The 25,422-nt window shown below is 38.6% G+C and carries 25 protein-coding genes; 23 read left to right on the top strand and 2 right to left on the bottom strand.

All coding sequences use genetic code 11. The features are described 5' to 3' along the window. The first annotated feature begins 18 nt into the window (after nucleotides 1–18). The 3 genes from lhaT (at nucleotide 19) to AC625_RS14655 (ending at nucleotide 2,213) form a co-directional block, all read left to right on the top strand. Complete coding sequence (lhaT, locus tag AC625_RS14665; RefSeq protein ID WP_049681946.1) at nucleotides 19–609, top strand: lipoprotein heptaprenylglyceryl N-acetyltransferase LhaT; 591 nt, start codon at nucleotides 19–21, stop codon at nucleotides 607–609. A 77-nt stretch (nucleotides 610–686) separates the two neighbouring features. Further along, entirely contained in the window at nucleotides 687–1,481 is a 795-nt protein-coding gene (ypjB, locus tag AC625_RS14660) for a sporulation protein YpjB (protein WP_049681945.1), read from the top strand. Between the two features lie 54 nt (nucleotides 1,482–1,535). Further along, the gene (locus AC625_RS14655) at nucleotides 1,536–2,213 is read left to right on the top strand and encodes a zinc metallopeptidase (RefSeq protein ID WP_049681944.1); all 678 of its coding nucleotides are present in this window, start codon (nucleotides 1,536–1,538) and stop codon (nucleotides 2,211–2,213) included. A 293-nt stretch (nucleotides 2,214–2,506) separates the two neighbouring features. Here the strand turns inward: AC625_RS14655 and AC625_RS14650 are convergent, their stop codons facing one another. Continuing rightward, entirely contained in the window at nucleotides 2,507–3,379 is an 873-nt protein-coding gene (locus tag AC625_RS14650; RefSeq protein ID WP_049681943.1) for a YitT family protein, read from the bottom strand. A gap of 376 nt (nucleotides 3,380–3,755) precedes the next feature. Between AC625_RS14650 and AC625_RS14645 the strand changes: the two genes are divergently transcribed. The 20 genes from AC625_RS14645 to AC625_RS14560 all read left to right on the top strand — a co-directional run bounded on the left by AC625_RS14645 (nucleotide 3,756) and on the right by AC625_RS14560 (nucleotide 22,666). Next, on the top strand, nucleotides 3,756–4,103 hold the full coding sequence (locus AC625_RS14645) for a nucleotide pyrophosphohydrolase (RefSeq protein WP_049681942.1): 348 nt from the start codon (nucleotides 3,756–3,758) through the stop codon (nucleotides 4,101–4,103). 5 nt (nucleotides 4,104–4,108) lie between these two features. Further along, nucleotides 4,109–4,909 (top strand): 4-hydroxy-tetrahydrodipicolinate reductase, encoded by an 801-nt coding sequence (gene dapB / locus AC625_RS14640; RefSeq protein WP_049681941.1) that lies wholly within the window; start codon nucleotides 4,109–4,111, stop codon nucleotides 4,907–4,909. 18 nt (nucleotides 4,910–4,927) lie between these two features. Continuing rightward, nucleotides 4,928–5,335, top strand: a complete 408-nt coding sequence (locus AC625_RS14635; protein ID WP_049681940.1) for a methylglyoxal synthase — start codon at nucleotides 4,928–4,930, stop codon at nucleotides 5,333–5,335. Nucleotide 5,336: 1 nt separating this feature from the next. Further along, entirely contained in the window at nucleotides 5,337–6,041 is a 705-nt protein-coding gene (gene bshB1 / locus AC625_RS14630; protein WP_049681939.1) for a bacillithiol biosynthesis deacetylase BshB1, read from the top strand. 1 nt (nucleotide 6,042) lies between these two features. Further along, nucleotides 6,043–7,170 carry an N-acetyl-alpha-D-glucosaminyl L-malate synthase BshA gene (gene bshA / locus AC625_RS14625; RefSeq protein ID WP_049681938.1) on the top strand — a complete coding sequence of 376 codons (1,128 nt, stop codon included), beginning with the start codon at nucleotides 6,043–6,045 and terminating at the stop codon, nucleotides 7,168–7,170. 15 nt (nucleotides 7,171–7,185) lie between these two features. After that, nucleotides 7,186–8,385 (top strand): CCA tRNA nucleotidyltransferase, encoded by a 1,200-nt coding sequence (locus AC625_RS14620; RefSeq protein WP_049681937.1) that lies wholly within the window; start codon nucleotides 7,186–7,188, stop codon nucleotides 8,383–8,385. After that, nucleotides 8,370–9,356: a biotin--[acetyl-CoA-carboxylase] ligase gene (locus AC625_RS14615; protein WP_049681936.1), complete on the top strand. Its 987-nt coding sequence runs from the start codon at nucleotides 8,370–8,372 to the stop codon at nucleotides 9,354–9,356. The genes AC625_RS14620 and AC625_RS14615 overlap by 16 nt, the downstream gene beginning before the upstream one ends. 197 nt (nucleotides 9,357–9,553) lie before the next feature. Further along, entirely contained in the window at nucleotides 9,554–9,871 is a 318-nt protein-coding gene (locus AC625_RS27860; RefSeq protein WP_245645016.1) for a hypothetical protein, read from the top strand. An 11-nt stretch (nucleotides 9,872–9,882) separates the two neighbouring features. Further along, a complete protein-coding gene (locus tag AC625_RS14610) occupies nucleotides 9,883–10,869 on the top strand; it encodes a transposase (RefSeq protein ID WP_245645015.1) in 987 nt (328 codons plus the stop codon). Between the two features lie 414 nt (nucleotides 10,870–11,283). Further along, entirely contained in the window at nucleotides 11,284–12,120 is an 837-nt protein-coding gene (gene panB, locus AC625_RS14605) for a 3-methyl-2-oxobutanoate hydroxymethyltransferase (protein ID WP_049681935.1), read from the top strand. Beyond that, entirely contained in the window at nucleotides 12,117–12,977 is an 861-nt protein-coding gene (panC, locus tag AC625_RS14600; protein WP_049681934.1) for a pantoate--beta-alanine ligase, read from the top strand. Before panB ends, panC begins: the two co-directional genes overlap by 4 nt. A gap of 15 nt (nucleotides 12,978–12,992) precedes the next feature. Then, nucleotides 12,993–13,376 (top strand): aspartate 1-decarboxylase, encoded by a 384-nt coding sequence (gene panD, locus AC625_RS14595; protein WP_049681933.1) that lies wholly within the window; start codon nucleotides 12,993–12,995, stop codon nucleotides 13,374–13,376. A gap of 273 nt (nucleotides 13,377–13,649) precedes the next feature. After that, complete coding sequence (gene dinG, locus AC625_RS14590; RefSeq protein ID WP_049681932.1) at nucleotides 13,650–16,427, top strand: ATP-dependent DNA helicase DinG; 2,778 nt, start codon at nucleotides 13,650–13,652, stop codon at nucleotides 16,425–16,427. Nucleotides 16,428–16,789: 362 nt separating this feature from the next. Next, entirely contained in the window at nucleotides 16,790–16,960 is a 171-nt protein-coding gene (locus AC625_RS25955; protein ID WP_082191123.1) for a YpmA family protein, read from the top strand. Nucleotides 16,961–16,975: 15 nt separating this feature from the next. Next, on the top strand, nucleotides 16,976–17,452 hold the full coding sequence (locus tag AC625_RS14585; RefSeq protein ID WP_049681931.1) for a cell wall elongation regulator TseB-like domain-containing protein: 477 nt from the start codon (nucleotides 16,976–16,978) through the stop codon (nucleotides 17,450–17,452). A 22-nt stretch (nucleotides 17,453–17,474) separates the two neighbouring features. After that, nucleotides 17,475–18,662 carry a pyridoxal phosphate-dependent aminotransferase gene (locus AC625_RS14580; protein ID WP_245645014.1) on the top strand — a complete coding sequence of 396 codons (1,188 nt, stop codon included), beginning with the start codon at nucleotides 17,475–17,477 and terminating at the stop codon, nucleotides 18,660–18,662. Nucleotides 18,663–18,937: 275 nt separating this feature from the next. Continuing rightward, a complete protein-coding gene (asnS, locus tag AC625_RS14575; protein WP_049681930.1) occupies nucleotides 18,938–20,230 on the top strand; it encodes an asparagine--tRNA ligase in 1,293 nt (430 codons plus the stop codon). 546 nt (nucleotides 20,231–20,776) lie between these two features. Next, complete coding sequence (locus AC625_RS14570) at nucleotides 20,777–21,469, top strand: DnaD domain-containing protein (RefSeq protein WP_049681929.1); 693 nt, start codon at nucleotides 20,777–20,779, stop codon at nucleotides 21,467–21,469. Between the two features lie 22 nt (nucleotides 21,470–21,491). Continuing rightward, nucleotides 21,492–22,148 carry an endonuclease III gene (gene nth / locus AC625_RS14565; protein ID WP_049681928.1) on the top strand — a complete coding sequence of 219 codons (657 nt, stop codon included), beginning with the start codon at nucleotides 21,492–21,494 and terminating at the stop codon, nucleotides 22,146–22,148. Further along, a complete protein-coding gene (locus AC625_RS14560; RefSeq protein WP_049681927.1) occupies nucleotides 22,145–22,666 on the top strand; it encodes a YpoC family protein in 522 nt (173 codons plus the stop codon). Before nth ends, AC625_RS14560 begins: the two co-directional genes overlap by 4 nt. A gap of 49 nt (nucleotides 22,667–22,715) precedes the next feature. Here AC625_RS14560 and AC625_RS14555 read toward each other — a convergent pair whose 3' ends face one another. Beyond that, nucleotides 22,716–25,415, bottom strand: coding sequence for a penicillin-binding protein 1A (locus AC625_RS14555; RefSeq protein WP_049681926.1), 2,700 nt, complete (start codon nucleotides 25,413–25,415; stop codon nucleotides 22,716–22,718). Nucleotides 25,416–25,422: the final 7 nt, after the last annotated feature.

The following is a 25,422-nucleotide window of genomic DNA, read 5'->3' as shown; positions in this document are numbered from 1 at the left end:
AAAGAAAGAGGTATATATATGAACATGTTCTATCCGATTCTGGCAAATAAGAAGTTTATCATGATGTTGCTATTGATTAATATATTCGGAACATTATACGGTTACATTTGGTATGGAAGCCAACTTGCGGTTACCCCTACCATTTTTCTACCATTCGTTCCGGATAGCCCAACTGCATCTTTGTTTTTTGTATTTGTTTTACTCGCATTTCTATTGAAAAAAAACTGGGGACTAATGGAAGCACTTGCGATCATGAGCCTTTTTAAATATGGAATATGGGCTGTAGTGATGAATGTATTGACATTATATACGACAGGGGAGTTGCCATGGGAGGGGTATATGCTGATAGCTTCTCACTTGGGAATGGCGATTCAGGGAATTTTGTATTCACCATTTTATCGAATCAAGCCATGGCATTTTATTATCGCAGGAATCTGGATTTTACATAATGATATTGTTGATTATGTTTTTGATATGATGCCAGTTTATCGGGATTTACTTATACATATGAATGAAATAGGCTATTTTACATTTTGGCTCAGCCTGCTTTCGATATTTATTGCCTACTATTTTGGATATAGAGAAAAAAGATTTACGTTATCCCTTTGAAATTTTTATGAAACAGTGGTCTACTCCACCTTCCCTTCTCATATTGATTAATAGAGAAATAAGGAGGGACAAGGAGTATGGTGAAAAAAATCCTGGTGCTTGCATTGCTGCTAGTAATCACCGTTTCTTTTTATAAAGTTCGTGCTGAGCCTTCTGGAAGTTTGAGGCAGTTGGATTCCATCTCCGACGAAGCACTAAGACTTGTAGAAATGAAACGATATAAAGAAACAGAGAAGGTTCTTCAAAAATTTTCAGAGCGTTATCTACTTTCAGCAAAAGAAAAAGAGCTCTTTAGCATGGCTGAATTAAGAGTTGTTACCGTTGCTTATGATGATGCATTGGCGACCGTACAAACCTTAGAAAAAACAGATTCTGAAAAAATAAATGCTGTGACAAAGTTTCGATTAGTACTTGATGCCGTCAATTCGAATAATCAGCCATTGTGGATGGCTTTAGAAGATCCAATCATGGATGCCTTTAATGAGACAAAAGCAGCAGTCAAAGCAGGGAATTCAGAAGGATTCAATGATGGGTTGAATAATTTGTTATCACAGTACAATATCATTTATCCAAGTTTAAAAGTTTCAGTATCATCTGAGAAACTTCAACAGCTTGATGCTCGTGTAACATATCTGGAGCAATATCGTCCGGTTATGTTAACGATGGAGTCAAACGAACAAGAATGGGATGCATTGGAAAAGGATTTAAAGTCTATATTTGATGAGCCTAATGAGGATGAAGCAGATCCATCATTGTGGTGGGTAATTATTTCAACAGGAAGCATTATTATCCTGACATTATCTTATGTAGGCTGGAGAAAATACAAAGGCAATGAGAAGACAGTAAAACCACGGAAAGATCACAATGTTTGACAGAGATGATCGCTACTCTTACAATTGAAATAATCATTCTTATAGGAGGAAACAATGTTTTTACTTTACTTTGCGATTATCATCTTAGTCCCGCTATTTGCTCAAATGAAAGTGAAAAGCGCATACAAAAAATATTCTAAAGTGCCTGCTTCATCCAGAATGACGGGTGCAGAGGCGGCAAGAAGAATTCTGGATTCAAATGGTTTGTATCATGTTACGATAGAAGAAACAAGAGGGGTTCTTAGTGATCACTATGATCCACGGTCTAAAACAGTTCGATTATCCTCAGACAATTACCACGGTCATTCTGTGGCAGGAGTTGCCATTGCAGCTCATGAGGTAGGCCATGCCATTCAGGACCAACAAAATTATTCACCACTTCGTTTACGTCACACTTTAGTACCAGTTGCCAATATTGGTTCGAATTTTTCATGGATTTTGATCCTTATCGGTATGATAGCAGGAATGAGTAACTTTGTCTTACTTGGCATTATTTTCATGGCAGCGGCTGTTATATTCCAACTTGTAACGCTACCGGTAGAATTTAACGCTTCATCTCGTGCGATGGATCAAGTTGTTTCTCTAGGAGTCATTCGTAACGATGAGGAACGTGAGACAAAAAAAGTATTGAACGCGGCAGCATTAACATATGTTGCGGCCGCCCTTGTAGCTGTACTCGAATTACTCCGTTTAGTTCTAATATACACGGGTATGACTAGAAGTGACGATTAGTAAAAAAGCAGCTCCTTTGGACCTGCTTTTTTTCGTTGTTTAGCGTAATTATACGTTATTATTTTTGTGGATCACTTAATTAGCCTGGCTGAATCCAGCGGAATTCTCTTGCCCCTTGAATCTTGGTTTCCACAAATGAGATAGTTAAAGAACGACTGGATTCGAATGCTGCCGACGGTGGGAAGGAGATAGCTTGTTTGATGTACGCTATACAGCTTCTCCACTATAGAATGAGTACTGTTCACTTTGAAATAGAAAACCTTGCATAAATTAGTATAAATCGATGGGGATATTTATCGCTCGATTGGATTTTTATTCTCGTCTAATGTAAATCCTTCTCCAAGTACATCGTGAACTTCACTGACAGATACAAAAGCATGTGGATCTACAGAAGTGATAATGTTCTTTAAACGGACAATTTCCGTTTTTCCAACGACGCAGTATAGCACTTCTCGATCTTCCTTTGTAAATGAACCATACCCCTTTAGAACGGTAATTCCCCGTTCCATTTCCTTCATAATTTTTTCAGCAATTGCTTCGTTATTGCGACTAATGATCATTGCACCTCGAGCGGCATATGCGCCTTCCTGCATGAAGTCAATGACACGAGCAGCTATAAAGACCGCAACGAGCGTGTACATCGCTTCCCGATATTCTAGATAGGTAATAATGGAAATAAAGATAACAACGGCATCAAATAAAAACATCGTTCTGCCCATATTATACCCCCAATATCGGTTGGCAAGCCTTGCGATAATATCAACCCCACCTGTTGTTCCTCCATAACGAAAGATAATACCAAGACCTACACCGATAAAAACACCTGCAAATAAAGCAACAAGCATTAAATCATTTCCGAGAGTTAATTTAATTTCATTACGTTCAAAAACCCAAAGCCAAATGGATACGCCAACTGTCCCGATAATTGTATACAGAAACGTGGTTCGTCCGAGAAACTTCCAGCCAATGAAAAATAATGGCACATTTAGAATTAGGTTCGTATAAGCTGGGTTAATTCCAGCTAATTGATATATAATCAAAGTAAGTCCAGTGAAACCGCCTTCAGCTAAGTGATTTTGCATATTAAAGTGTACAAGACCAAAACCAAAAATAGCTGCGCCAAATAATATGAACAAAATATTTTTAAATCTCAAACCGTATATCAAGCGTTTGACCTCCAATATCAATTATAATAAAGTGAATCCGACTTAGGTTACGCCTTAAAGCCTATGAAACCAAGATAATCGAGAATGTTCTTTATTATATCGAATTCTATTACTAGTTACAAACAATGGAAAATAAACGAAAATCTTGTCATATAAACGACTTTTGGCTAACATGGGGAAGAGAATCATTCTAATGGTAGTTCAAAAATCCGGGGGAATTCACCGCACAAAGAAAACTTTTTTCCTTGTGGGGGCGTACCTAAAGGTAAGGTTTAGGACATAACGACGAAGAATTTCGACAGCTATTTTTACCGGACTTTATGAACAACCTCTTATAACACAGATTAATCTAGATTAGTTAGAAATAGGTGAGGGTATGGAACAGAAAAAAACAATGCAAGATCTTCAAGACGAAGTAAATCAATACATAAGTCAATTTAAGGAAGGCTATTTTAGTCCTTTAGCCATGCTTGCGAGAATGACAGAGGAACTTGGCGAGCTTTCACGAGAAGTAAATCATTTTTATGGTGAAAAGCCCAAGAAAACGACTGAAAAGGAAAATACAGTTGAAGAAGAGTTGGGAGATCTCCTATTTGTCATCATTTGCTTTGCGAATTCATTGAACATTGATTTAGAAAAAGCTCACGATATTGTCATGCATAAATTTAAAACACGTGACAAAGACAGATGGACAAAAATTGATGAAGAGAAAAAAGGAGAATAAAGGCTATGGGAACAATTCGAATCATTGTGGCAGGACCTCGCGGAAGAATGGGGAATGAAGCAGTCAAGCTCGTTCAAGAAACGGAGAGCTTTGAATTAGTTGCGGTCATTGACCGTAAACATGATGGTGATAATTTAGGGAATCTTGATGGTTTTCAGGGGATAGATGCACCGATATACTCAGATATTGAGAATTGTTTTTCCTCAGTCAAAGCGGATGTATTAATTGATTTAACTACACCTGAAGTTGGGATGCTGCATACGGTTTCTGCTTTGAACCATGGAATTCGTCCAGTAGTTGGGACAACTGGTTTCAGCTCAGAAGATTTAGCGAAATTGGAAGACCTAACGACTGAAAAAGGCTTAGGGTGTATTATTGCTCCGAACTTTGCGGTAGGTGCAGTGTTGATGATGAAATTTTCCCAAATGGCTGCTAAATATTTCTCAGATGTGGAAATTATTGAAATGCATCACGATCGCAAGCTGGATGCCCCTTCAGGTACAGGCGTAAAAACAGCAGAGATGATCAAAGCAGTTCGTGAACCAAAAGTACAAGGTCACCCTGAAGAAAAGGAAACGATGCAAGGGGCTCGTGGTGCGAATATTGATGGCATGCGTATACATAGTGTCCGCTTACCCGGGTTGATTGCTCATCAACAAGTGATGTTCGGTGAAAAAGGTCAAATGCTAACCATACGTCATGATTCATTCGATAGAGTATCCTTCATGTCCGGTGTGAAGCTTGCAGTGGATTCTGTTATGAAACTAGATGTGCTTGTTTATGGATTAGAGAATATTATTGAATAAAAGAAGGGGAGAATACCTATGAAAATTGCATTAATTGCCCATGATAACAAGAAAGAAGATATGATTCGATTTGCAACAGCGTATAGAGATATTTTGGGGAAACATGAACTGTTTGCAACTGGTACAACCGGAAGAAGAATTAACCAGGAGGTATCCCTTCCGGTTCATTGCTTTAACTCGGGACCGCTTGGAGGCGATCAAGAAATCGGCGCACTTGTATCACGTAATGAAATGGATATGATCCTATTCTTTCGTGATCCCTTAACTTCTCAGCCACACGAGCCGGATGTGAATGCCTTAATTAGACTTTGTGATGTATATAATGTACCGCTCGCAACGAATATGGGGACTGCAGAAGTACTTATAAGAGGACTAAAGCATGGCTATTTAGACTGGAGAAAAATAGACGAAACGCAAGGTGAATAAAATGGAAAATAAAATTGATATACTAGCTTTTGGTGCTCATGCTGATGATGTTGAAATTGGTATGGGAGCCACGCTTGCTAAATTCGCAAAGCTTGGGAAAAAGATCGTCATTTGCGATTTAACAAAGGCGGAATTGTCTTCAAATGGGACTGTAGAATTACGTCAGCAAGAAGCGCAGAACGCTGCACGAATCCTCGGTGTTAAGCGAATTTCGCTTGATCTACCAGATCGGGGTTTATCGATGAAAGAAGAATACATACGAGAAATTACTGGTATTATTCGTAAATACCGACCACGTTTGGTATTTGCGCCTTATCGAGAAGATCGTCATCCTGACCACGGTAATTGTGCCCAACTAGTAGAGGAAGCTGCATTCTCAGCAGGTATCCGAAAATACATGGAAGAATCAGGTCTGTCTGCACATAAGATCGCTAATCTTTATTTCTATATGATTAATGGCTTTCATAAGCCTGATTTTGTTGTTGATGTAACAGATACGATGGATAAGAAGCTTGATAGTTTACGTTCATATAAAAGCCAATTCCAACAGACAGATACGGCTTTTGATACACCACTAGTTAATGGCTACATCGAAACGGTGGAGGCAAGGGAGCGTCTATTTGGAAAAGAAGTGGGCGTTACGTATGCGGAGGGATTTCTCTCGAAAAAACCATTATTACTTTCATCAGACTTAATAGGAGGATAACATGAAGTTGAAAATTGGTATTACATGTTACCCAACGGTCGGGGGATCTGGAGTCGTAGCGACTGAACTTGGTAAACTGCTTGCTGAGAAAGGGCATGAAATTCATTTCATTTCATCAAGTCTCCCCTTCCGGTTAAATAGAATGTATCACAATATTTATTATCATCAGGTTGAAGTGAACTCTTATTCCGTTTTTCAATATCCACCTTATGATTTAGCTTTGGCAAGTAAGATGGCAGAAGTCATCACCCGAGAAAAGTTAGATGTTTTACATGTCCATTATGCAATACCTCATGCCGTCTGTGCGATACTTGCTAAACAAATGGCGTGTCATGATGTAAAGATTGTTACAACTTTGCATGGAACAGACATAACCGTCCTAGGGAATGATTCATCCTTAGCTGAGCTTATTAAATTCGGAATCGAAAAATCAGATGTAGTAACGGCCGTATCAGACTCATTATCACAACAAACGAAGGAATTATTAGCTCCAGATAAAGAAATAAGCACGGTTTACAACTTTATTGATGAACGAGTGTATCATAAAACAGATTCTTCTAATCTACGTCATGAATATGAAATAAAAGATTACGAAAAAGTAATCATACATGTGTCGAATTTCAGGGCAGTAAAACGGGTAAAAGATGTGATCCAAGCATTTGCTCAAATTAGAAAACAGATTCCTTCTAAGCTTATGCTCGTAGGGGATGGTCCTGAAATGTCGGAAATAACGAAATTAATTAAAAGTTTGGGACTAGAACGAGATGTTCTTTTACTTGGAAAGCAAGATAACTTAAATGAGTTGTATTCAATTAGTGATCTTAACTTATTACTTTCAGAAAAAGAGAGCTTTGGACTTGTTCTTCTTGAAGGGATGGCTTGTGGTGTTCCTGCCATTGGAACGAATGTAGGAGGCATTCCTGAAGTAATCATAGATGGAGAAACTGGATTTATATGTAAGGTTGGTGATATTGAAGCGATTGCGGAGAAGGCGGTTTTACTTTTAAAAGATGACCAGCTTCACAATCAATTTAGTACAGCTGGAATCATGGCAGTCGAAACGAAATTCCATTCCAATACGATCACTAAACAATATGAAGGGATATACAAAAAACTGTTAAATCGGTAGGGGTGACAATCAACTTTGAATCAATTATTTACAGAGGCGCTGCCAGTTATCGCTGCTTTAGAAGAAGCTGGATATGAAGCCTACTTTGTTGGAGGATCTGTCCGTGATTCCCTAACAGGAAGATTGATTAATGATGTGGATATAGCAACTTCTGCCACTCCACATGAAGTAAAAGCTATTTTCCAACAAACTGTGGATGTGGGAATTGCGCATGGCACAATTCTTGTCTTGCATAAAACTGGAAAATATGAAGTGACTACCTTTAGAACAGAGAGCGGGTATTCTGATTTTCGTCGACCTGATGAGGTGAACTTTGTTCGATCATTAAAAGAGGACTTACAACGTCGAGATTTTACGATGAATGCGATAGCGATGGACCGTAAAGGAAACGTAATTGACCCTTTTTACGGCAAAGAAGCGATTCAAAAAAAGGAAATTGTAACGGTCGGGAATCCGAATGAACGGTTTACCGAAGACGGACTTAGGATGATGAGAGCACTCCGATTTGTAAGTCAGCTTCGTTTTGAATTAAATCCTGATACATATGCGTCATTAAAGAAACATGTTCATTTAATGGAACATATTTCAGTGGAACGGATTCTCGTTGAATTTGAAAAGCTGTTATTGGGAGTGGATCGAAAGAAAAGCTTGGAGTTGGTCGTGAATTCTTCCTTGTATTACTATCTGCCAGGCTTTAAAGCTTATAAAAGTCAATTAGCGAAAGTTAGGGCCTACGGTATCGAGCAGCTTAAAGAGGAAGAGGAAATGTGGGGATTCCTACTTGTTCTATTAGATATAGATGACATTGAGTCTTTTTTAAGAAACTGGAAGATGCCAATGAAAAATATTCGTTTTATTCAATCTGTAGTCAGATTGGTAAAGCAGGAGCCGAATTTTTTACAAGATAAGTTTCTTCTTTTTAGAGAGGGTGAAAAGGCGGCTGTATCGGCGGCCTCGGTAAGGGCTGTTTTGGAACATACAAATGTAGAAAATGCGATAAATACCGTGAAAGAAGTGTATACGAACCTAATGATTAAATCGATGTCTGAGCTTGCTTTAACAGGACATGATTTGCTCGCTTTTGCATCTGACCGGAAACCTGGACCATGGGTGAAGGAAGCGATGGATGGTGCCGTGCAAGCGGTACTAACAGGGCAAGTGGCTAATGATAAAGCAGCAATAAAGGAGTGGCTTAACACGTGCAATCTGATGTGAGGAAAAAAATCATTGATGCTTTCTCAAATGCATTTGGTAGCTTTGTTTCTGGCCAAGAAATAGCGGATTATGTCGGTTGTTCCAGGACAGCTGTGTGGAAGCATATCGAGGAACTAAGAAATGAAGGCTATGTACTTGAAGCGATTCGGAATAAAGGCTACCGAATTATTTCAGCACCTGGAAATGTAACGAGCAACGAAATTCAAATTGGCCTGCAAACAACTGCGTTTGGCCAAAACATTCACTATGAAGAGAGTGTCGATTCTACCCAAAAAATCGCCAATCGTCTTGCTAATGAGGATGCAGCCGAAGGAACAATTGTGATTGCAGAAGAACAAACCTTAGGTAAAGGACGGTTATCCCGCAATTGGCACTCTCCAAAATTTACAGGCATTTGGATGAGCTTGATTCTAAGGCCTAATATCCCTTTCCATGAAGCTCCGCAATTGACCTTGCTTGCGGCAGTTGCTGTAGCTCAAGCGATTGAGGATGTTACTGAACTTACGCCAGAGATCAAATGGCCGAATGATTTATTGATTAAAGGGAAAAAAGTGACGGGAATATTAACAGAGCTTCAGGCCGAATCTGATCGTATTCATTCCGTAATAATTGGCATCGGAGTAAATGTGAATCAGAAGCTCAGTGATTTTCCTAAGGAACTACAGGATATTGCTACCTCTTTGTTCATTGAATCGGGAGTAAGTATATCGCGAGCAGCTCTAATCCAACAAATCCTTCGTAATATGGAAAAACTGTATCATACATACTTGCAACATGGATTTAGTCCGGTGAAACTTCTGTGGGAAAGCTACGCAGTCTCACTTGGGAAAGAACTAAAAGCAACTACTGTTAATGAAACGATTATCGGTAAAGCGCTAGGTATTACGGATAGTGGTGTTTTACTTTTAGAAGATAAAACGGGGAAAGTTCACCCTATTTATTCAGCAGATATTACGATTCCGCGTAAATAGGTGTAATAATATTACAGACTTAAAGCCCACTTCTTCAGAGGTGGGATGGTAGTGAGGTCGAAACAGGCATGTCTTTAGACGTGTTTATGTTTCGATTTTTTTGTGCTTTAAGTGAACGTATCATCCGTGAACAGAACTTATGTTCGTAATAATTGAATTATGGAGTTATTTGAATAATAAAAGAGGAGGAAAACACCGTGTTTGTGACTCATTCATTTAAAATCCCTTATGATAAAAAATTGTATTTGGAGTTAAGGTTCATGCAGCGAGAAGCAGCTTCGGTTTGGAACGATATTGTCAGAGAAGCAATTTCGTATTATTTTTCCCCTGAAAAGTGGTTAAGTAAAATGGAAATCCAAGCGATTCGGAAACAAACGCATCATCTTCATTCTCAAACTGTTCAAGCTATTGCAGATAAATATGTTGTCAATCGTGAAACCATTCGTCAGCTACGAGTAACGGACAAAAAAGCAAAATATCCGTGGCGAAAAAATCCTAGTATTGTATTCCGATAAAACAAGCGTCCATGGAGATTTCAAACGAAGCAATCAAAATTAAAAAAGTAGAATACGAATTAAGACTTTCTACCCTTTTAACGAAAAAGAAAAATTGGAATGAAAAAGTTCTTAAGAAAAACAAATTTGCCACCATTCCTAATCTTTCAAAAGAAGATTGGAAAAATTGTAACTACGCAGAGATCGTTTGGAGAAACGGGGTCTACTGGTTTTGTTATTCCATATCTGTACCAGAAAAATACATTTCATCGTATGCTTTTAAAGCGGCGGGTGGAGAGTTGGGTGAAATTCACTCCGCAACTGTAGCGACCGAGGATCAAGCATTATTAATTTCGGGTCGAGCGATGCGTAGTATGTCTCACTTCCGTGCCAAGGTATTAGCCGATTTGAGTAAGAAAATGTCGCGTTGTAAAAAGGGCTCTCGTCAATGGGAAAAATATAGACAGGCAAGAGTACGAATTCGACAAAAGACAAAAAATCAGCTTGAAGAGTTGAGACATAAGACAACAAAAGAAGTCGTTTCTTTTTTAGAAGAAGAAAAAGTAACGACCTTTGTCATCGGAAACGTATCCGGTATGGAAAAATATACAAAGAAAAATAGGAAGAAGAAACGGAAAAACAATCAAAAAAGACAACAACAATTACCGCTATGGAATCAGGGGGAAATCAAACAAAAGCTAAAATACAAAGCTCATCCGCATGGAAGAAACAGAAGAAAGCTATACCGCCTAAGATTGTCTGTTTTGTGGGGGCGACACCAAGCAAACGGAAGACACTTCATATGTTCTGTTCACCAAACAGAAATCCATCGTGATGTGAATGGAGCGCAAAATATTGTGCGCAAGAAATATCCCATGGAAATGAAACCACTTCTTTCGGTTTTATATAAGCAACCGATTTGGTATAAGCGTTTTTTGTCCATGGAAGAAAGACAAAAAGCCAAACATCCAAAAGATCAACCAAAAAAAGAGAAAAGTATCGCCGGACGGACGGTGTAGTAGGCACAGGCCTTGCCCTTTCGATGGGCTGTTTTTCCTCTACGACTTCCTTTGGGAGTATGTAAGTGAAATGTTTGCGAAAAAGAATCCCACTGCTTTAGCTGTAGGAGTGGTTAATATAGAATATATCGGATAAAGTTGATATAATGCTTATGGGCAGTATCATTCGAACTGCACCTGCACGGCCTTTTAAAATCAACAAATTAAAAATTTCTGCCTTGATCCAGTATTGGACGGGGACGGAGGGATGAATCTTCTGATAAATTTAAAGAGACAAACTTTTAAATAGGGAAAACGGCCATTTGAAAATTTGGCTGGGATAATGCGTCCTTTTTCCTTTAAAGCTCGTCTCTTTTTTGTTATATGCCTATCAAGAAAGATTTTTCATCTCCTCTAAAAAAGGAGGATATAAGAATGAAGCTTTCCGGACATTTCCTGAAAATGAAAAAAAATAATGAGAAAATTGTCATGCTTACTGCGTATGATTATCCAAGCGCGAAGCTTGCAGAACTTGCTGATGTTGACATGATTCTTGTAGGGGACTCCCTCGGTATGGTTGTTCTAGGTTATGAATCGACACTTCGAGTAACAGTTGATGATATGATTCATCATACAAAAGCAGTAAAACGCGGAGCACCCAATACCTTCGTTGTTACCGACATGCCTTTCATGAGCTATCATCTTTCAATGGACGAAACACTTAAAAGCGCTGCACGCATGATACAAGAAGGTCGTGCTGATGCTTTAAAACTTGAAGGAGCAGGTCAAGTAGCTGAAAAGATTGCTGCCTTAACAAAGGCTGGAGTCCCAGTTATTGCTCACTTAGGATTAACACCGCAATCAGTAGGTGTACTTGGAGGATATAAGGTTCAAGGGAAAAGCGCAAATGATGCCGAGCAGCTATTGGATGAAGCAAAGCAATGTGAAGCTGCAGGTGCAATAGCTGTAGTACTTGAATGTGTGCCATATCAAGTAGCAGAAGTGATTACCCAAAACCTTAACATTCCAACAATTGGTATTGGCGCTGGGAAAGATGTAGATGGCCAAGTACTTGTCTATCACGATGTAGTTACTTATGGGGTCGATCGCGTGTCTAAATTTGTAAAAACATACGCAAATGCTAATGAATTAATCAGCGGAGCTTTGTCACAATACGTGAGCGAAGTAAAAGCAGAGCAATTCCCGACCTTAGAGCATAGCTTCACAATGAAAGAAGAAGAAGTAGCTGCATTATACGGCGGTAAAGCATGAGAATCCTTACAATAGCAAAAGAGATACAACAACAAATACTAGAAGAAAAAAAGAACGGAAAATCAATAGGATATGTCCCAACAATGGGGTTTTTGCATGAAGGGCACGCAAGTTTATTGAAAAAAGCACGTAAAGAAAATGACATCGTTGTCTTAACGATTTTTGTAAACCCGCTTCAATTTGGACCAAATGAGGATTTTGACAGCTATCCACGGGATATTGAACATGATGAAAAAGTCGCACAATCGGCTTTAATAGACTATTTATTTTATCCATCCATTGAAGAAATGTATCCTGATGAAGTGTCTGTGAAAGTAACCGTTCAACATCGAACGGACGTGCTTTGTGGGAGAAAAAGACCAGGTCATTTTGATGGAGTAGCAACTGTCCTAACGAAGTTTTTCAACATAATTAACCCGGATAAGGTGTATTTTGGTATGAAGGATGCTCAGCAAGTAGCTGTTGTGGATGGGTTAATTACGGATTTTAATTTCGATATTGAAATCATGCCAGTCGAAACGGTTCGTGAAGAAGACGGTTTGGCAAAAAGCTCGAGAAATGTTTATTTACTTGAAGAAGAGCGTGCCTGTGCTCATGAATTGTATAAAGGTTTGAATCTTGCACGAGAAGCAGCTCTACATGGTGAAGACAATCCAGAAAAATTAGTTTCACTCATTTCAAATCATATTATGAACTATACAAATGGCAAGATCGACTATATTGAAGTATATTCCTATCCTGAACTAAAGCCACTCGAAAAAGTGTCAGGAAACGTCATTATTGCTTTGGCTGTCCAGTTTACAACAGCTAGGTTAATTGATAATGTAACATTTTTGGTTCATAATGATACGAACTAACAAGGAGGAACTTGTATGTTTCGCACAATGATGAATGGAAAGATACACAGGGCAACTGTAACAGAAGCTAATTTAAACTATGTTGGTAGTATAACAATAGATGAAGACATTCTTGATGCAGTCGGAATCCTCCCCAATGAGAAAGTGGCCATTGTTAATAATAATAATGGTGCAAGACTCGAAACTTATACCATTGCTGGTGAAAGAGGATCCGGAGTTGTTTGCTTAAACGGAGCTGCAGCAAGACTTGTACAGCCAGGGGATATTGTCATTATTATTTCGTATGTGATGATTGCTGAAGAATCTGTTCGCATTCATAAGCCTAAAGTGGCACTTATGAATGAAAATAACGAAATTATTGAAATGATTTCTTATGAACCAGAGGCAACGATTTATTAAATGATCAGGATGAATGGCTAAAGAAAATTTAGCCTGGGTTAACAGAGGCTGTAATACCCCTACTGATGGAAGTTTCACTTAATCCTATAATGCTGCTCATCATTGAAAAGGAAGTTCCTCATAAGGAACGATAATTTCTCTGAATGAGTAGCTTTTTCTTTTGTTAATTTGGAATGAGGTTCATTTTCCTTATTGGATTAAATGTGGTATAAACAAGGAAGAACAACAAACGAACATTACTGCGATGAACGGGATTTAGAGGTGTATTAAACAATGGCACAACGCTATGTAGTAGTCGATTTAGAAACAACAGGAAATTCTCCGAAAAAAGGGGAGCGCATCATTCAATTCGCCGCAGTTGTGATAGAAGAAGATCAAATCATCGCTGAATATTCTACTTTTATACATCCTGAACAGGAAATCTCAATGTTTATAGAAGAGCTGACAGGTATTGACAATGATATGGTGAAAGATGCACCTATTTTTGAAGTGGTGGCCGATCGTATCTCGGCTTTGTTAAAGGATGCTGTCTTTGTAGCGCATAATGTATTATTTGATTTGAATTTTTTAAAAGAAGAGTTAGAACGCTGTGGAATGGAAGCTTTCTACGGCTCTACAATTGATACTGTCGAACTTGCTAAGATTATGAAACCAACCTCTGATGGATATAAATTAAATCAGCTTGCCAAAGCCGAGAAGCTTGATCACTTTAGGCCGCATCGAGCTGATAGTGATGCATATGTCACGGCTCAGCTATTTCTTGAACTGAAAAAGAAGCTTTACCAACTGCCGCTTCTAACTATGAAACATTTATACCGACTTTCATACTCGTTGAAAAGTGAAATTTCGGAGCTCATTCAAGAATGTATAGCAGAAAATCTTTCTCAGCCAAATGATTACGATGCAACGATTGAAGCATTTCAGGGCTTAGCTTTTAAGAAAATGAGCAGAGATCATGCCCAGAATACGTGGAAAATGGATTATCCGAGCGATAGACAAGCGAAACTAAAACTAATTCGTGAATCATTGCCCCATTTTGAAAGCAGAGAAGGGCAACTTGAGATGATGGATGGGATATATGATTCGTTTGAAAACGAGCATCATTCTATTATCGAAGCTGGTACAGGCATTGGTAAGAGTTTAGCTTATTTACTACCAGCAGCCTATTTTTCCGTGAAACAAGGAAAGCCCGTGGTCATCTCAACTTATACACTTCAGCTTCAAGAACAGTTGCTTCAGTCTGAGGTGCCAAAATTAAAGAAAATTCTTCACTTCCCACTCACTGTCGTTTTATTGAAAGGACGCAGTAATTATCTTAGTCTTGCAAAATTTGAGAGAGCCATTAGAGAAAAAGAAGACAACTATGAAACCGCGCTTACAAAAATGCAAATACTAGTTTGGTTAACTGAAACAGAAACGGGAGACAAGGATGAATTAAATTTAACGAGTGGAGGAGAGTTATTTTGGGAAAGGCTACAAAGCAATTCATTTACTAAAATGGGGTTACAAAAGCCTTGGCAAGCTGTCGATTTTTATGAAAGAGCCAAATCTGTAGCGCTAAAAGCAGATATCATTATTACAAACCACGCGTTTCTAATGGCTGATTTAGTATCTCCTGATCATTTGATTCCGAGAGACGGTTTCCTAATTCTTGATGAAGCACATCATCTTGAACGTGCTGCAAGCAAGCATCTTGGGCGAAGACTTGATTATGTTTCGGCAAAAACCCTCTTAAATCGATTAGGCCATTCTGATCAAAAACAATTGCTATTTCGATTGGAAAAAATGCTGCTTCAATATTCGCTTACCCCTGTTACAAAGTCAGCGAATATTGACCGCACCTTACTTGATTTTTTCTATGAATTTGACCAATTATTTTTTCACTTAGGGGCACTTGCAAATAAACAAGGAAGGTCTAGTGGGCCAAAGCAGATATCCATTCGTTTAATCGATGAACAATGGAAAATGACTACAATGCTTGCAGAAAGATTGGTCGATCAGCTCCAGATGATTCTGTCAGGATTAGACGAAAGAATTTCTTTACTAAGTAGCGTTGAGAGATTAAGCAAAAATGCTCAGTTTTATTTGAATGATTTTGAACTGATTCGTTATCAAATCAACGAGCTTAAGAAGACTCTTGCAGACTTTTTTGTCACACAAAATGCTGATTTTATCTATTGGATGGACTATACAAAAGCAAATCCACAGCAAGGAATCTCTTTAGCTTCTCAGCCGATTACAGGAAGCAAGTTGTTATGGAATACATTCTTTTCGAGGCAAAAAAGTATTGTTATGACATCAGCAACACTTTCTGTTAAAAGTTCGTTTCAGTTCTTTATGAATCAGCTCGGGATGCAGGATGTACCAGTAAAAACATTCAGCTATTCTTCGCCATTTAACTATCGTGAACAAGTTCGAATACTTGTACCAAAGGATATTCCAGATATTCAAAGTGTCTCACAAGAAGAATTCGTCCTTCACGCGGCTGAAAATATTATTCTCGCTGCAGAAGCTGCAAAAGGGAGGATGATGATTTTATTTACCTCCCATGAGATGCTGAGAGCTACCTATTATTTACTAAAAGAATCTCAAATGCTGCAAGAGTATACGCTGTTTGGACAAGGGATAACGAGTGGCAGTAAAACCCGGCTTCTGAAAAACTTTCAAAGCTTTGACAAAGCTATTCTGCTAGGCACGACAAGCTTTTGGGAAGGGGTTGACGTACCTGGGGAGGATCTATCCTGTCTTGTTATTGTTAGATTGCCATTTTCACCTCCTGATGATCCAATTACGGAAGCGAGATGCAACGTCATTAGAAATCAAGGCAAGAATCCATTTTCTATCTATTCACTTCCTGAGGCAATATTGAGATTCCGACAAGGTTTTGGCCGATTAATTCGTACAAGCACGGATAGAGGTGTACTCGTCGTTCTTGATCGAAGAGTCATGACAACGGTATATGGAGAGGCCTTTAGACAATCCATTCCTTCAGTTAATTGGCTGCAAGTTTCAAAAAATGAACTAGTTAAAGAGATTGAGGAATGGATTTAAACTACTTGCTATAGATGGAGTGTTTAAGATAGAACATTGAGCTAAAAATGCCATGATTTAGTGAAAAGGAAGACTTATTTAAAAGAGAAAAACAGACTCACTTAAGGTGGCGGAGCGCAGCCATAATCTTATAGAATTTCAAACAAATCTAGTTTACCTTTCAATTTATTTGTTCATACTATTTAAGTTTACGAAGCTCAGTCCGCTGTTGCTTCATACAAACGAATAAATTCTAAGAATAGCAAAAAAATTGATATGGAAATGCGAAACAAACTGGTATAATGTGAAAAGAAGTCATACATTTAAAGCCTTGTTATTCCAAGGATTTATGAGGAAATTTGCTGTTAAGGGGGTGTTTGGAAATGGAAAGCAAAATAGAAGTGATTTCAACCGTAAAATTGCAGCATTCCCCTGACTTATATAAAATAGTCGATTCTCTAAACCGTAATTTAAAGGAAAGAAATCTAATGTTTGGGCTTGCGCTGGATTCAGAGAATCAGGAAAAAGCGATATTCACGATTTATCGTACATAGAAAGAGTGACTGTATTTGAAAAAATGGCTGATTATTTCTTCTGTTTTCGTCCTTTGTTTAATCGGTTTTGTGTCAGGGGCATACATCAAAGCGATGGGGCCGAGGCAAGATGCATCTGACATCGCTTATGCAAAGGCTCAGCAGGAGAGTAACATAGTTACATTTGATGAATTTTATCTTTACCATGGACTCGAATCTTATTCTGTTGTTGTCGGAAAAACTGCAGCTGGCGAGAAACTAGTTGTTTGGATACCTGAGAACAAAGATTTAGATATTGTAACAGCTCAATATAAAAATGGTAAAACAAAGAAAGACATTACTAAGATTGCCAAGGAACAATCAAAATCTCAGAAGATTATTTCAATAAAACTTGGGATGGAAAACAATGTTCCACTTTGGGAAGTAACTTCTCAAGATGCTACAAAACATTATAATTATGAGTATTATGATTTTAAAACAGGCGAAATGATTGATTATTATCGAGGTATTTAGACAGAAAATGGAGGTTTTTTCTATGAAAAAGTTAGCAAATCGCGTACAGGCATTAACACCATCTTCTACATTAGCTATTACAGCTAAGGCCAAAGAGCTTAAGGCTCAAGGTCAAGATGTTATTGGACTTGGAGCAGGCGAACCAGACTTTAATACTCCACAGCATATTATCGATGCAGCTTTTAAATCAATGAATGAAGGCCATACAAAATATACGCCTTCAGCTGGCTTGCCAAAGTTGAAAGAAGAAATCATCAACAAGCTTATAAAAGATAATAGTCTTGAATATAAACTAAACGAAATAATCATTGGTTCTGGAGCAAAGCATGTGCTTTACACATTATTTCAGGCGATTCTGGACGAGGGGGATGAAGTGATTATCCCAATTCCGTATTGGGTCAGCTACCCAGAACAAGTTAAATTAGCTGGTGGAACACCAGTATATGTAAATGGAACAGAGGATCAGTCGTTTAAAATTACAAAAGAGCAGCTTAAAGAGGCGATTACAGATAAAACGAAAGCGTTTCTAATCAATTCACCTAGTAACCCTACAGGCATGTTATATTCTGAAGAAGAATTACGTGAACTTGGGCAAGTTTGCTTAGACAACGATATATTAATCGTTTCTGATGAAATTTATGAAAAACTTATATACGATGGTGCTGAGCACATTTCCATTGCGTCTATTTCTCCAGAATTGAAAGAACAAACGATTGTCGTTAATGGAGTTTCCAAATCCTATTCAATGACAGGCTGGAGAATTGGCTATGCAGCTGGGAATACTGAGATCGTTAAAGCAATGACTAATTTAGCAAGCCATAGTACTTCAAATCCAACAACGACAGCTCAATATGGAGCGATTGCGGCTTTATCCGGGCCGCAGGATAAAGTAGAAGAGATGCGAGTTGCATTCGAGGACCGTTTGAATATCATTTACAATAAACTAACTGCCATTCCTGGAATCACTTGCCTGAAACCTCAAGGGGCATTCTACCTCTTCCCAAATGCAAAGAAAGCAGCTGAACTTACAGGGTATGATAATGTAGATGCATTTGCTGGAGCTCTGCTTGAGGAAGCGTTAGTTGCTGTTATTCCTGGTTCTGGATTCGGAGCAGATGATTATATTCGTTTATCCTATGCAACATCACTTGATCAGTTGGAAAAAGCTGTTGAACGCATTCATTCGTTCGTAGAATCGAAGATGGTCTAAATCTCAAATTTCCACTTTGGAGCATAGTAACAGAACAAGGTAATGCGTATTGGGTTTGCCACTACAATGAAGTACATGTATAATGAAAATGTTATATAAGTATAAGGTTTATTAATGAGTTTTAGTGTCTAGCGTAAGCAACCTAACCCCTCTAAGGTTTAGCCAATCAAGTCATATAGAGAGAAAATTACTTTCGATATTACTTGTTCGTCTTATGCTTAACGAGGGTGCTCAAGGTGCTTGCGCTTTTCTTATGATTTGGAGGGAAATGTATCGTGAAAATTACGATATCACAGGTAAGTAAATATGTTGATCAAGAAGTGACAATTGGCGGTTGGTTAGCTAATAAACGTTCAAGTGGAAAGATTGCATTTTTACAATTGCGCGATGGTTCAGGGTATATTCAAGGTGTAGTTGTGAAAGAAGATGTTGGGGAAGAGATTTTTGCTCGTGCGAAATCGATTACACAAGAGTCATCCTTATATGTTACAGGTATTGTGCAAACAGATGAGCGTTCTCCATTTGGCTATGAGCTGCAAGTGAAGAGTGTTGAAGTCATCCATGAATCAGTAGACTATCCAATTACACCTAAATCACACGGAACAGAATTTTTGATGGATAACCGCCATTTATGGTTACGTTCGAAAAGACAACATGCAGTTATGAAAATCCGTAATGAAATCATTCGTGCTACGTATGAATTTTTCAATAATGAAGGCTTTGTGAAGGTGGATCCGCCGATTTTGACAGGAAGTGCACCAGAAGGAACTTCAGAATTATTTGCGACAAAATACTTTGATGAAGATGCATTTTTATCACAAAGCGGACAGTTATATATGGAAGCTACGGCAATGGCACTTGGAAAAGTATTTTCCTTTGGTCCAACATTCCGTGCAGAGAAGTCAAAAACGCGTCGCCATCTCATTGAGTTCTGGATGATTGAACCAGAAATGGCATTTTACCAACATGAAGACAGTTTAAAAGTACAAGAAGAGTATGTGTCCTATATCGTTCAATCTGTCTTGCAAAACTGCAAATTAGAATTGACTACGCTAGGCCGTGATGTAGAGAAGCTTGAACAAATTAAAGCACCATTCCCACGGATTACGTATGATGATGCACTTAAATTCCTACATGAAAATGGATTTGAAGATATTCAATGGGGAGACGACTTTGGGGCCCCACATGAAACGGCGATTGCGGAAAGTTATGCGTTGCCTGTCTTTATCACGCATTATCCAACTTCATTAAAACCATTCTACATGCAGCCGGATCCAGAGCGTGATGAAGTGGTATTATGTGCTGATTTAATTGCGCCAGAAGGCTATGGTGAAATTATTGGTGGGTCAGAACGTATTCATGATTTTGATTTGCTTGAACAGCGAATTGAAGAACATAAATTAAGCAAGGATGCTTATAACTGGTATCTTGATTTACGGAAATATGGGTCTGTTCCTCATTCAGGTTTCGGACTTGGACTTGAGCGTACTGTAGCTTGGATTAGCGGAGTGGAGCATGTTCGTGAGACGATACCATTCCCACGTTTATTAAATAGACTATATCCATAATTAAATGAGAATATCATAAAAAGAGCGTGTTCAAAAAGGAGGATAAAAAGAGCCGAGAAGTTCTGCGAGCGAGTGTCTCAAACCTTTCGCGTATACAGGAATACGTGAGGACCGGACTTGCGCGGGATGTGCTGACTTCTGTGTTGCGCACAGGATATGCGCGATTTTAGCAGAAGGTCATTCATGAGCTTTGAAGCAATTCGCAAGCTTTTTTACCGGACTTTTTGAACAACTTCAAAAAGAAAAAGGGTCTGACCTCGTATTCTACAACGGTAGCAAAGTGTTATATACACTTCTATACTGTATTCCGTAGTTATGGGGGCAGACTTTTTTTAACCCGCATTAACGGGCAGTAAAACCCCTACCGATTGAAGTTTCACTGTATAAGAACATATAAAAAATAGTTGTTAAAATGATGTTTCGTTCGTGTAAAAGGAACTAGACAATCAAATAAAAAATGTTCATTTGGTGGTTTTTTTCCAATGTGTCTTATAGTTATTGTCGAACCTTGTTTCATGTTATACTTATAATGAGGTGTCAAAAAGGATGAAAAACAACTTATATGCATGGTTTAAAGAAGGATCGATGACGATTCCTTCATTTTTATTTACCCATTATAAAAAGATTGGCCTAAATGAGCAGGAAGTTATGCTACTACTTCAACTCCAACATTTTATTGAAACTGGAAATGATTTTCCCGCGCCGTCGCAGCTAGCAGAACGAATGACTCTTCAGGAAACAGAGTGTTTGTTTCTAATACAGCGTTTAATTCAACGAGGATATATTAAGTTAGAGGAAGATAAAGGGCAAGCAATTGGTGATGAAAGGTATTCACTTGATCCTTTATATGAGAGATTGATTGATTGCTTCTTGCAGTCTCAGAAACAAGAGAAAGCGGAGCAGGCATTAAATGAAGGAGAAAGCCTTTATACAGTATTTGAGCAGGAATTCGGAAGGCCGCTATCGCCATATGAGTGCGAAACGCTTGCCTTATGGATGGATGATGACCATTCACCTTCAATCATAAAAGCGGCATTGCGTGAAGCTGTTATCTCTGGTAAATTAAATTTTCGCTATGTTGATCGTATTTTATTTGAATGGAAGAAGAATGGCATTAAGACGATTGATCAGGCAAAGAATCGTGGTCAGCAATTCAGAATGCATCAAAAGCAAGAGAAGAAGCAGGCTACACAAACTCCAATTAAAGATGTGCCTTTTTATAACTGGTTGGAGCAATAGTTCTAGGTAAAAGGAGTCTATTATGCTGAATAAAACCCAGATACGCTATTGTTTAGATACGATGGGTGAGATGTTTCCAGATGCACATTGTGAGTTGAATCATTCTAATCCATTTGAACTCGTCATCGCGGTTGCGCTCTCCGCCCAATGCACAGATGTTCTAGTAAACAAAGTCACAAAAATGTTATTTCAAAAATACAAAACTCCTGAGGATTACTTAAGTGTCCCGATTGAGGAGCTTGAACAGGATATTCGTTCGATTGGATTGTACCGAAATAAAGCTAAGAATATCCAAAAGCTTTCAAAAATGCTGATTGAAGAATATGGAAGAGAAGTTCCTAGAGACCGAGATGAATTAACGAATTTACCAGGTGTTGGTAGGAAAACGGCAAATGTTGTTGTATCAGTTGCATATGGTGTTCCGGCCATTGCGGTTGATACTCATGTTGAGCGAGTGAGTAAACGCCTTGGAATATGCCGCTGGAAAGACAGTGTTCTTGAGGTAGAAAAAACTTTAATGAACAAAATTCCAAAAGAAGAATGGTCCGTTACCCATCATCGCTTGATTTTTTTCGGTAGATATCATTGCAAAGCTCAAAATCCACAATGCCCTGTATGTCCACTACTTGATGTATGTCGCGAAGGGAAGAAACGAATGAAAAGGGAAGCTATGAAATGATTGTAAAATTACCACAAGAACTTGTACATGAAAAGTTCTTTTTCAGTGATAGGATTGAAATCGAAAATTTTATTACTGAAAAATGGAATCCGAGTTTTAATCCAACACTATTTGTTTATGATATGCTGTATTGGAGTGGGGGACAAGGATTTCAACCGTGGCGGCAAGGCTTTATAACAATACCTGTCCTTTTTGAAAAATGGAAGGAATTAGCTGGCACAGGCAGAAACATATTTGCTGAGCGAAGGCAGAATGAAGCTGAGACATTTATGAAAAAAGGAACGGCTCTTTTTTTTCAAGTAGTGTTTTGGATGAATGAACAACCAGTCGTCCTGTATAATTGGCATGAACAAATTAACAGGCTATCGATAAAGCCGCTAAATGTTGCTGAAAGACTTTCATTTGTTGAAATGTATCCCGCTCATTATGCATCTTTTATCCAGTTAACAGCATTATTTCTTGAAGCTGAAAAACAATTTTATAAAACCTTAGTAATGCAAAAACGAAATCAGCAATAAAGAAGAGGATGTCCCATTGGGGGACATCCTCTTACTTTTATTGGAGACGTTAAGGATTGTCTCCTTCAGCAGGTGGTACCGTGTTTTCGGCATCAATAGGAGGTTGTGGTGGTTCAGTAGTTCCGCTATTGCCGCCAGAGCTATTTTCAGAACCATTACCATTGTTGTTTCCGTTGCCAGGATTATTATTACCATTATTGTTCCCGTTGCCAGGATTATTATTACCACTATTGTTTCCATTGCCAGGATTATTATTGTTTCCATTGTTATTGCCGTCATTGCTATTGTTATCATTCGAATTATCTTGCCCTTGATCATTCTGTCCAGTGTCACCTGTCCCATCAGGGTTATTTAAGTCAGGATCAGGCACAATCGGTTCTTCGTGAAGCGCAGTGATTTGGACACTGGCTGATGCTGGATTACTTTTCTGGCCGTTAATGATAGCTGTGACAGTGAATGAATAAGTTGAGCCAGGGTTAGGCTGTTGGATTGTTAATCCCATCGTACTCGAACGTGCGAGTACTTGAGAGGCGCCCCCATCAATCGATACTTTAACCTCAAATTCTGGTGTTTTACTACTATCAGATTGAGGATAGTTCCAATGAAGATTAATGGAATTACTTGCTGCATCATAGTTTGCGTTTACTCCAACAGGTGCAGATATCTTATCATATTGTTTAGTTACTTTTGTTGGTTCATTTCCTTTTAAGAAATATTCATAAGCAATCTGATCTTTAGGCGTGAAATCACTTGCTTTTACAGCGGGGTTCGATCCTTTAAGGATGCCAAGTTTTACAACGTTTTTCGGCTGTTTAAAGTCTTCGATTTTAACGCCTTTATGAACATGTTCCATCAGGTTTTTAACCATATATTTTGGAATTCTTTGAGAGTCTTTTCCAAGGTATTCTTTTGGGTCGTCATAGCCAATCCATGCAGCGACCGTATAATTGGTCGTATAAGCTGTCATCCAACTGTCTGGAATACCTTCAGCAGGGATGTTATATTTCCTCTTGATATCAGCAGGGAAATTGGAGGACCCGGTTTTACCTGCCATTGGCAGACCTGAAACTTTCGCTAAACGTCCAGTTCCATAGCTTTCATCTATGACTCCTTTTAACATATCGGAAATCATAAAGGCTGTTGATTCTTTCATGGCAGCTTTTGATGTAAATTTGTTTTCGATTGTTGTCTTATCACGTAAAACAATTTTTGTGACGGTATGTGGCTCATTATAGATTCCGCCATTTCCAAAAGCACTATAAGCACCAGCAATTTGCATGGAAGATACAGATTGTGTTCCACCAATTGCGCCAGACTCAAAATTGTCTTTAGGGATCGGTATACCTAACTCTTGTGCAAAGGCATACCCTTCATCAACGCCCACTGCTTGAAGGGCTTTAAGGGCCGGGATATTTAGAGAGCGCTCTAGAGCCTCACGCATACTCACATCACCGCGATAACGACCACCTGCATTTTTAATCGGTGTGCCATTTGAATATTGGTATGCTTCATCGGTTAGTTGATGATAAGTAGACCAATTTAATTTGTCGATTGCGGGAGCGTAATCCATGATCGGCTTAATCGTAGATCCCGGTGAACGCTTCGCCTCAGTTGCGTAGTTAAACACGCGTTTACCTTGTATATTTCTACCACCACCGATGGCCCTTATTTCACCGGTTTTCGTATCAATCAAGGAAATTCCGGCTTGCAATGATTTACTTGGATATTGAATGATATCCTCGGTATTTAGCATGTCATAAACATATTTTTGTGCATCTTTATCAATGGTTGTATAAATCTCTAGTCCATCTGTATATGGATTGTAATCTCCCATCTTTTGGACTTCTTCAATCACTTGGTCAATAAAAGCATCGTATGGTTTTGTATCAATTTTACTAGTATCCTCTGATTTTAACGTTTGGGTTACGGGAATACTTTGTGCTTTTTTCATTTCCTCTTCTGTGATAAATCCGTGACGATTCATTAAGTGAAGCACAACATTGCGTCTTTCTTGTGCACGCTCAGGATATTTATACGGGTTGTACCTACTCGGACTTTGCGGTAACCCGACAAGCATGGCTACTTCTTCGAGCTTCAGATCTTTAAGTTCTTTTCCGTAATACGTATCAGCAGCAGTTGCGATACCGAACGCATAGTTGGCATACCATATCTTGTTTACATACATTTCAAAAATTTCTTCTTTCGTGTATCTTTGTTCAAGTTTAATGGCTAGCCATGCTTCTTGAACTTTTCGTTTAAGTGTTTTATCAGTAGTTAAAAATGTCCGCTTGACTACCTGTTGAGTCAGTGTACTGGCACCTTGTGAACCGAAGCCATTCGTTACATTTCCGATTACAGCACTTCCTAGACGGAGAAGGTCGACTCCACCGTGTTTAAAGAACCGAACATCTTCAGTAGCCAAAACGGCATTTTTAACAACTTCAGGAATATCAGCATAGGCTACATATTCGCGCTTTTCAACGCCTTCCTCGGTAAGTAATTTACCATCTTTATCAAGAATTTTTGAGGAAAGAGGGTCCTTTAAAAGAGATTCGTCAATTGTAGGTGCATCGCTAATGAAATAAGCTAGTGTTGCTCCACCAGCGACCAATCCAATAATCCCGAGCGTTACGAGCACGAGAAAAATCTTCTTAAATAACCCTTTAGGCTTCTTCTTCTTAGCTTTTCTTTGTTTATTAGAGTTTGCCTGATTACGGCGTTCCTCTCTTGTATGATATTTTTCAGCCATTAAAAGC

This window comes from Peribacillus loiseleuriae, from assembly GCF_001183985.1.
Lineage (GTDB): Bacteria > Bacillota > Bacilli > Bacillales > DSM-1321 > Peribacillus > Peribacillus loiseleuriae.
Note: the sequence above shows the minus strand (reverse complement) of the source record. Positions and strands in the feature narration are given on the sequence as shown.